Source organism: uncultured Veillonella sp. (genome assembly GCF_905209685.1).
GTDB lineage: Bacteria > Bacillota > Negativicutes > Veillonellales > Veillonellaceae > Veillonella.
This window is the reverse complement of sequence record NZ_CAJLUB010000097.1, coordinates 1-7,305: the sequence shown is the minus strand read 5'-3', so window position 1 is coordinate 7,305 and position 7,305 is coordinate 1. Positions and strand designations below refer to the sequence as shown.

Here is a 7,305-nt window from a genome sequence, read left to right as displayed (position 1 = left end):
GTTTTGTAGCATTCACCTTGATGAGAGGTGTATGTTTTGGCATGACGATTGTCGCTTTAATGCCTAGACGTTTTGCAGCAAGCGCTACACCTTGCGCATGGTTACCGGCAGATGCGGCAATAACGCCGCGCGCCTTTTCTTCTTCTGTTAATTTTGCAATTTTATTATAGGCACCACGAACCTTAAAGGAACCTGTTATTTGCAAGTTTTCTGGCTTGATATATACATCATTGCCACTTTCATCGGAGAACACATCACTGTGAAGCAATTTTGTTTTCACCGTGATTGTGCTTAATCGCTCACGAGCCTCCATAAAATCATACAACTTATGCATGTACTCTATCTCCTCTAGTTAGTATTAACGAAAATCTACTATTAGTCTTCAAATACTTCGATAGCACCTTGTGCTGCAGAGGATACATGAAGAGCGTATTTTTTTAGGTATCCAGTTACATTGGATTTGAATGGTTTCAATGCGGCTTTACGACGAGCGATTTCTTCATCAGATACAGCCAATTCCAATTTACCGTTTGGAATATCGATGTTGATAATGTCACCATCTTCAACAACAGCGATTGTACCACCAGCCGCAGCTTCTGGAGATACGTGACCAATGGATGCACCACGTGTAGCACCAGAGAAACGACCATCAGTCAACAAGGCTACGTCTTTATCAAGACCCATACCTGCGATCATGGATGTTGGTGTTAACATTTCACGCATGCCAGGGCCGCCTTTAGGACCTTCGTAACGGATAACTACCACATCACCTTTTACGATTTTACCGCCTGTAATAGCTTCAACAGCTTCTTCTTCGCTGTTGAATACCTTTGCTGGACCAGAGTGAACAAGCATATCTTCATCTACGGCACCTGCTTTTACAACGGAACCGTCTACAGCAAGGTTACCTTTAAGAACGGCAATACCACCTGTTTCATGAACAGGATTATTCCAAGGATGAATAACGTCTTCATCAGTTACATGAGCTACCGCTGCAATTTCACCTTGTGTTTTAAGAGCTACAGTTTTGCAATCTGTATGCAAACGACCATTTTCTGCTAAACGTTTCAACACTGCAGATACGCCGCCTGCAGCATACAAGTCTTCGATGAAGTATTTACCAGATGGAGAAAGTTTGGACAATTGAGGTGTGTTTTGTGCAATGCGATCGAAGTCGTCCAAGGACAATGGTACACCTGCTTCGTGAGCGATAGCTGGCAAATGAAGTGCTGTATTAGAGGAACCACCCAAAGCCATATCTAGAGCTACTGCATTTTCAAAAGCTTCGCGTGTCATAATGTCTTTAGGCCGAAGATTTGCTTTCAATACCTCTACTGCTTGCATACCTGCTAATTTAGCAAGACGTAAACGTTCAGAGTATACTGCTGGAATTGTACCATTACCAGGAAGGCCCATACCAAGAGCTTCTGTTAAGCAGTTCATTGTATTAGCTGTGTACATACCAGAGCAAGAACCACATGTAGGACATGCCGTATTTTCGATTTCAGATAACTCAGCATCATCCATTTCACCAGTTTGATGTTTACCTACTGCTTCGAATACATCAGACAAACCGATTTTTTTGCCATTGTGTACGCCTGCAAGCATAGCACCACCGGATACGAATACGGATGGAATGTTTAGACGAGCTGCAGCAATCAACATACCAGGTACTACTTTATCGCAGTTTGGAATGAATACCATAGCATCAAATGGTGTTGCCATAGCTGTTGCTTCGATGGAATCAGCGATGATATTACGAGTTACCAAGGAGTATTTCATACCGATGTGGTTCATCGCCAAGCCGTCACAAATACCAATTGTATTGAACTCGATTGGCACACCACCTGCGTTGCGAATGCCGTCTTTTACGGCTTGTACAATATTTTTCAAGCCCACGTGACCAGGGATAATTTCGTTGAAAGAGTTCGCAATACCAATGACTGGTCTGCCCATTTCTTCATCAACAAAACCAAGAGCTTTTAGCAAAGATCTGTGTGGTGCACGTGCTACGCCTGTTTTTAAATTGTCACTTCTACAACTCATGTTAATCTCCTCACTTTTCTTGAAAGCATCCACTTGGATGCCTTTCAACTTAATAAAAAAAGACGATTCTTATGAATCGTCTTAAAAGTTTACAAATGATATTCCTTTTGTTTACAGAATTCCTATGTACATAAACGACCTATGTATCCCTTGGAATAAATACACATAAGAAACAAACCGTATAGTCAAATCTTATTGATTGTATATTAAACCATTCGTGGAACTTCTAAGACAAAAACGTGTTAAGTTGTTGTTCATAATTCGAATGTCTTTAATAATCACGACGAGCGCGATAATCAACAAGCTAATGACTAAACCCAACATGTTTCCTCCTAAAGTAATCTGTAATCATAAAATAATAATAACATTTTATATAATGTCGTGCAATAAATATTCTATAGATTTATTATATAAATTTTTAAAGTTTACCATATATAAAAACTATAGCAATAACAATAATACACTACATATCTAATACACATAGAAAATAAATCGATAACAAACTAGTAAATAGGTAGAACAAAAAAGTCCCTCACTACTGTGAGGGACTTTTTGAATATTATAGAATACCGAATAGCCACATGCCAAGGGTACCGCCCCAGAAGTGAATTAAGAAGCTAACCACAGAAATAGCAAGACCTACACGCCACCATGTTCCTTGCGGTACATAGCCTGCACCGAAGAAGATTGGTGTTACACCAGAGCTGTAATGCGTTAATGTACAGCCAGGGCTGTTCATCAAACCAAAGAGCAAAATGGTAAACGGAATTGGTGCCCCCATTGCTACCAAGATAGCTGCAAAGGCGGAGAATAACGCTGTAATACGAGCTGTACCACTGGCAAAGAAATATTGAGAGTATACAAAGGTTGCAGAGATAATGAAGGATGCCCAGAACCAATCAATACCTACAAGATGTTGACTTACAAAATCAGCAAATACTGCAACAACACCGAGCTTGCCAAGTAAACCAGCCATACCAACGAGGGTACCCATCCAGATTAGAATATCCCAACCTGTGCGTTCACCTAGAATATCTTCCCATGTAAGGGAGCCTGTAACTACACAAGCAAGTACGCCCATCATAGCAACTACAGTAGGATGTAACTTCGTCCAAATCGCTGTGGACCACAGCAAAATACAAAGTACAAAAATAATAGCCACTGAAATTTCAGCCTTTGTAATAGGACCTAGTATATCTAGCTCTTTTTGGGCCATTACTGCTGCTTGAGGTGTTTCCTTGATTTCAGGCGGATAGATTTTATAAATAAACCAAGGCATCAAAATCATACAAATTACACCAGGGATGACACCTGCTTGGAACCATTCCCACCATGAAATATCATAGCCAAACAATTTTGCACCTAAGGATGTAATCAATAAGTTACCACTACAAGCAGTTAAGAAGATTGTTACAGTAATGGTGTTTATCGTATGAGCCGTTGTCATCAAGTATGCCCCAATACGACGTGCCGTACTACCATTTGGCTCAGAATCAAAGGCTAACGAAATGTTTTGTACAATTGGGAAAATAATACCGCCTCCACGAGCCGTATTAGATGGCGTGGCAGGAGAAATAATAAGATCCGTACAAGCCAATGCATAAGCTAACTTTAAGGAACTAGTACCAAAGGACCGAATCAAAGTATACGCGATACGCTTACCAAGGCCAGAATTAATAATACCTCTAGAAAAGAATACAGCTGCTACGATAAGCCATACATTGGCTTCAGCGTAACCACCTAATGCTTGCACCATGGTAATAGAATTTGTTGCTACCGCAGCAACAATACCAAAGAGTGCCATAATACCTGTTGGCCAAGGTCGTAAAATAAAACCTACAATTGTAGCCGTGAAGATAGCTAATAAATGCCATCCTTCAGGCTTAATCGCCTCCGTGTGAGGCAAGAACCAAATTACAAGTCCTACCAGTACCGTCAGTGCGGCGCGTGTAAAGGTATTCATAGAACCTCCCTATCAAACTACACATATCAATAGTTACTGTTGATTATAAAAAACTATATGGCGGTCATCACACATAACCGCCATATAAATTAGCAACTTTCCAAAAATTCTTTAATCTTTGGATTAGAGCGCAATGTATCCATCTCTTCAGGGGTTAATAATTTTACCTTGTCCCGATCTTGGTTAACTAAGCAAAGGAACCCGATATAATCGCCTTTATTAGCCCGAAATTGATGTATCGTTTTACCTGGAATTTCAATAAAATCACCAGCTTCTACATCATGGATTTCATCGCCTAATAAGACTTGCCCCTTCCCACGGAATATCATAACCATATGTGTATGTTCATGATATTCAAGCGTAGAATACCCACCTGGCAAGCATTCAAAATAGCGGAATTGGCATGGAATATCAAAGGCCCCATCGTATAAAACTTGACGTGTTACATCTTTAAAAGGGCTACCATCTTGTTTATATACCAAGGTATCGACGCCATCCCACTTGAAATTTTTAGCATCAAACTTGCGTATCATTTTATTACCTCTTTATGAAAAAAGGCTGCATCGAAACAGTGTTTCAATACAGCCCTATGGGTTCGATTATTTGAAGAAACGTTTCAATGTTCCTAGTAAACCATGACTATGTTCTTGTACACCATCTGCAACGCTTTCTACTTCAAAGCCTGTACGTTCAATAGCTTTTGTAATAACTTCAACAGATGCTTTTGCTGGATCAAAAGAAACAGTCGCTGTTTTCTCTGGCAAATTTACCTCTGCGCTCAAAACGCCAGGTAAACCAAGGGATGCACCTTCAACAGTTTCTTTACAGTTATTGCACATCATACCAGGTACAGTAAATACCTTTGTTACAACGCCATTATCTTCACCGCAACCACAATCTTTACACATAGTGATACCTCCTATTAATCATTAGATTCTTTATGTTTATCGTCGTTTTTAGCCCCTGCTGTTACGTCGATAGTAGTCGCCTTTTTAACGGCTTCTTTCGTTTCATCAACAGCTTTTTTAGGGCCCGAAATAGCATCTTTAAATTCATTGATGCCCTTACCAATAGCTTTACCTACTTCAGGTAATTTACCAGGTCCGAAGATAACTAAAGCGATCACTAATATAACTATTAATTCAGGTGTTCCTATAGATCCCATATGTATCTCCTTTATATTTACTAAAACTTACATCTTTTAGTGTACATCATTATAGGCTGCCTTGTCCACATACCAGGTCACAGCTTCTTGTGAAAGCACAGCACCAGGCAATGTACGACCAATGCGTTTTTCCCACGTTAAATCCTCGTAATCTTCGCGTTGGTATAATACCTTTGTCAATGCAGTTCGCTTGCTTTCACCAGTCACAGTAAACCAGACAGCATCAGATTTTGCTAGGAAAGAAAATGTCATAGAAATGCGTTCCCATACCTTGCCATCTTCAACGGCCACTACATCTTGATCAGCTACACGCAGTGCGTGAGAGCCTGCAAATAATCCTGCCGTATGACCATCCTCGCCTAAATCAAGCAACGCTAAATCAAGACCAGATTTTTTACATGCCTTTAGGACATTGCGAACCTCTTTTTCATATTCTTCAGCCGCTTCATGTACGGTTTTAGAATCCGTATTAATTGGCAAGAAATGAGCAGCCCCCTTTGCCTTGCATAGCAAATGAGGTTTTACGCGATTGAAGTAATTATCCTCATGCGCTTGTGGTAAGAAACGCTCATCAGTCCACAAGAAGAATATACGTTCCCAATTAAGGCGCTCAATATATTCAGGAGAGTTAAGTAATTCTAACAAACCATTTATAACAGTACCCCCAGTAATACCAACGATGCACGTTTCAGTACGGCTAATTTCATCATTAGTAAAATCAATAAAATCCTCCGCCAATGCTTGGACTACATCACTAGGACCGTCATAACATTTAATTGTATCTTGAGCCATGTAATAATGACCTCCTAAAACTATTATAATAGTACTATTATATACACTTTTGCTTTTTTATGAAAGCAAAAACCGATGTAACTCAATATATAGAGCCACATCGGTTCGAATTATATTAGTAACTGCTTATAAAATACATTATATTTCAAAGAATTACAAGAGAATAATTATTATTTTTGACCAAATTTAGGACGACGACGTTCTGTGAAAGCTCTTACGCCTTCTTTAAAATCTTCGGAAAGTCCTAAAGAGCATTGATTTTCTACTTCAAACTTCTTGTACTCTTCCCAGCCAGCTAAGAAACTATTCCACATCATTTCCTTCATAACGCGGTAAGATTGTGCAGGACCTTTAGCTAATTTCTCTACAAGACGTCTTGTAGCCGTTTCTAAATCTTCTAATTCACAAACTTTATATACAAAGCCAAGTTCTTTACCTTTTTCAGCAGATACGGCTTCGCCAGTCATAACGATATGCATAGCACGGTTCATGCCAATGGATCGAGTCAACAAGAATAAACCGCCTGCATCAGGAGCAAGACCTACGTTTACGAAAGCTTGAATAAAGCGTACGTTATTAGCTGCTATAACAAAGTCTGCAGCTAACGCCATGTTGAACGCCGCACCTGCTGCAGCGCCTTGAAGGCTCATGATAACAGGTTTTGGCAAGCGTTTCATAGCCATAGAAATTTGGGCTACTAGTTCAACGATTTCAAATAAAGACTCTGTATCACCATCATTTACAGCCCGTTCCATTTCTGTTAAATCGCCACCAGCAGAGAACACCTTACCTTCTGCATTGATGAGCAATGCACGAACACTTTCATCATTATGTGCTTTATCTAAAACCTCAAGAATCTCCTTGCACATTTCAATGTTAAAACCATTCGCCACAGCCGGACGATTAAATGTCAACGTACCAATGCCGTTGTCCACTACGTATTGAATTGTATTATAAATCATATGAGTTCTCCTATATGAAAATCTGTTTTCGAAAAAATTCGATTATATATTTCTATTATAGGGGAATTAATTATAGATGTAAATGTAATCTTATAATCACAAAACAATACTATGTACCCTTTAGCAACCCACGTTAGTATAACAAACCTTTGGTGCGTAAGTATCGCTCAGCAACATCATGAGGTTTCTGTCCTTCCGATTCCACCTCATAGTTCATATATGACATATCCTGATCCGTAATCGTATGTGTCAATTTTAGTAATACCGCTTCTAGCTCAGGATGCTTCTTTAACACATCCATTCTAACGACATTACCACAAAGATACGACGGATATAAATGTTTATCGTCCTCAAGAACAACAATAGACGCATGGCTC

The 7,305-nt window shown here is 39.6% G+C and carries 9 protein-coding genes; all 9 read right to left on the bottom strand.

Going from position 1 to position 7,305, the window contains the following annotated elements:
* Positions 1 to 334, bottom strand: a 334-nt coding sequence (locus QZ055_RS07175; protein WP_295825631.1) for a threonine/serine dehydratase, incomplete at its 3' end; no start/stop codon positions are given.
* A 41-nt stretch (positions 335 to 375) separates the two neighbouring features.
* Complete coding sequence (gene ilvD / locus QZ055_RS07170) at positions 376 to 2,046, bottom strand: dihydroxy-acid dehydratase (RefSeq protein ID WP_119206342.1); 1,671 nt, start codon at positions 2,044 to 2,046, stop codon at positions 376 to 378.
* A gap of 559 nt (positions 2,047 to 2,605) precedes the next feature.
* Positions 2,606 to 4,009 carry a DASS family sodium-coupled anion symporter gene (locus QZ055_RS07165; protein ID WP_024066645.1) on the bottom strand — a complete coding sequence of 468 codons (1,404 nt, stop codon included), beginning with the start codon at positions 4,007 to 4,009 and terminating at the stop codon, positions 2,606 to 2,608.
* Between the two features lie 89 nt (positions 4,010 to 4,098).
* Positions 4,099 to 4,542 carry a cupin domain-containing protein gene (locus tag QZ055_RS07160; protein ID WP_024066644.1) on the bottom strand — a complete coding sequence of 148 codons (444 nt, stop codon included), beginning with the start codon at positions 4,540 to 4,542 and terminating at the stop codon, positions 4,099 to 4,101.
* 66 nt (positions 4,543 to 4,608) lie between these two features.
* Positions 4,609 to 4,917: a heavy-metal-associated domain-containing protein gene (locus QZ055_RS07155; RefSeq protein ID WP_129823903.1), complete on the bottom strand. Its 309-nt coding sequence runs from the start codon at positions 4,915 to 4,917 to the stop codon at positions 4,609 to 4,611.
* Between the two features lie 14 nt (positions 4,918 to 4,931).
* A complete protein-coding gene (locus tag QZ055_RS07150) occupies positions 4,932 to 5,174 on the bottom strand; it encodes a twin-arginine translocase TatA/TatE family subunit (protein WP_024066642.1) in 243 nt (80 codons plus the stop codon).
* Between the two features lie 36 nt (positions 5,175 to 5,210).
* Positions 5,211 to 5,966 (bottom strand): 6-phosphogluconolactonase, encoded by a 756-nt coding sequence (pgl, locus tag QZ055_RS07145; RefSeq protein ID WP_060923795.1) that lies wholly within the window; start codon positions 5,964 to 5,966, stop codon positions 5,211 to 5,213.
* Positions 5,967 to 6,136: 170 nt separating this feature from the next.
* Entirely contained in the window at positions 6,137 to 6,928 is a 792-nt protein-coding gene (locus QZ055_RS07140) for an enoyl-CoA hydratase (RefSeq protein ID WP_295825620.1), read from the bottom strand.
* 133 nt (positions 6,929 to 7,061) lie between these two features.
* Positions 7,062 to 7,305: glycine betaine ABC transporter substrate-binding protein (locus QZ055_RS07135; RefSeq protein WP_295825618.1), on the bottom strand; the 244-nt coding region annotated here is incomplete at its 5' end.

What these genes read in the sequence shown, in the direction of transcription:
- QZ055_RS07165 (WP_024066645.1), bottom strand. Translation starts at nt 4,009, where the DNA reads ATGAATACCTTTACACGCGCCGCACTGACGGTACTGGTAGGACTTGTA.
- QZ055_RS07140 (WP_295825620.1), bottom strand. Translation starts at nt 6,928, where the DNA reads ATGATTTATAATACAATTCAATACGTAGTGGACAACGGCATTGGTACG.
- QZ055_RS07155 (WP_129823903.1), bottom strand. Translation starts at nt 4,917, where the DNA reads ATGTGTAAAGATTGTGGTTGCGGTGAAGATAATGGCGTTGTAACAAAG.
- ilvD (WP_119206342.1), bottom strand. Translation starts at nt 2,046, where the DNA reads ATGAGTTGTAGAAGTGACAATTTAAAAACAGGCGTAGCACGTGCACCA.
- pgl (WP_060923795.1), bottom strand. Translation starts at nt 5,966, where the DNA reads ATGGCTCAAGATACAATTAAATGTTATGACGGTCCTAGTGATGTAGTC.
- QZ055_RS07150 (WP_024066642.1), bottom strand. Translation starts at nt 5,174, where the DNA reads ATGGGATCTATAGGAACACCTGAATTAATAGTTATATTAGTGATCGCT.
- QZ055_RS07160 (WP_024066644.1), bottom strand. Translation starts at nt 4,542, where the DNA reads ATGATACGCAAGTTTGATGCTAAAAATTTCAAGTGGGATGGCGTCGAT.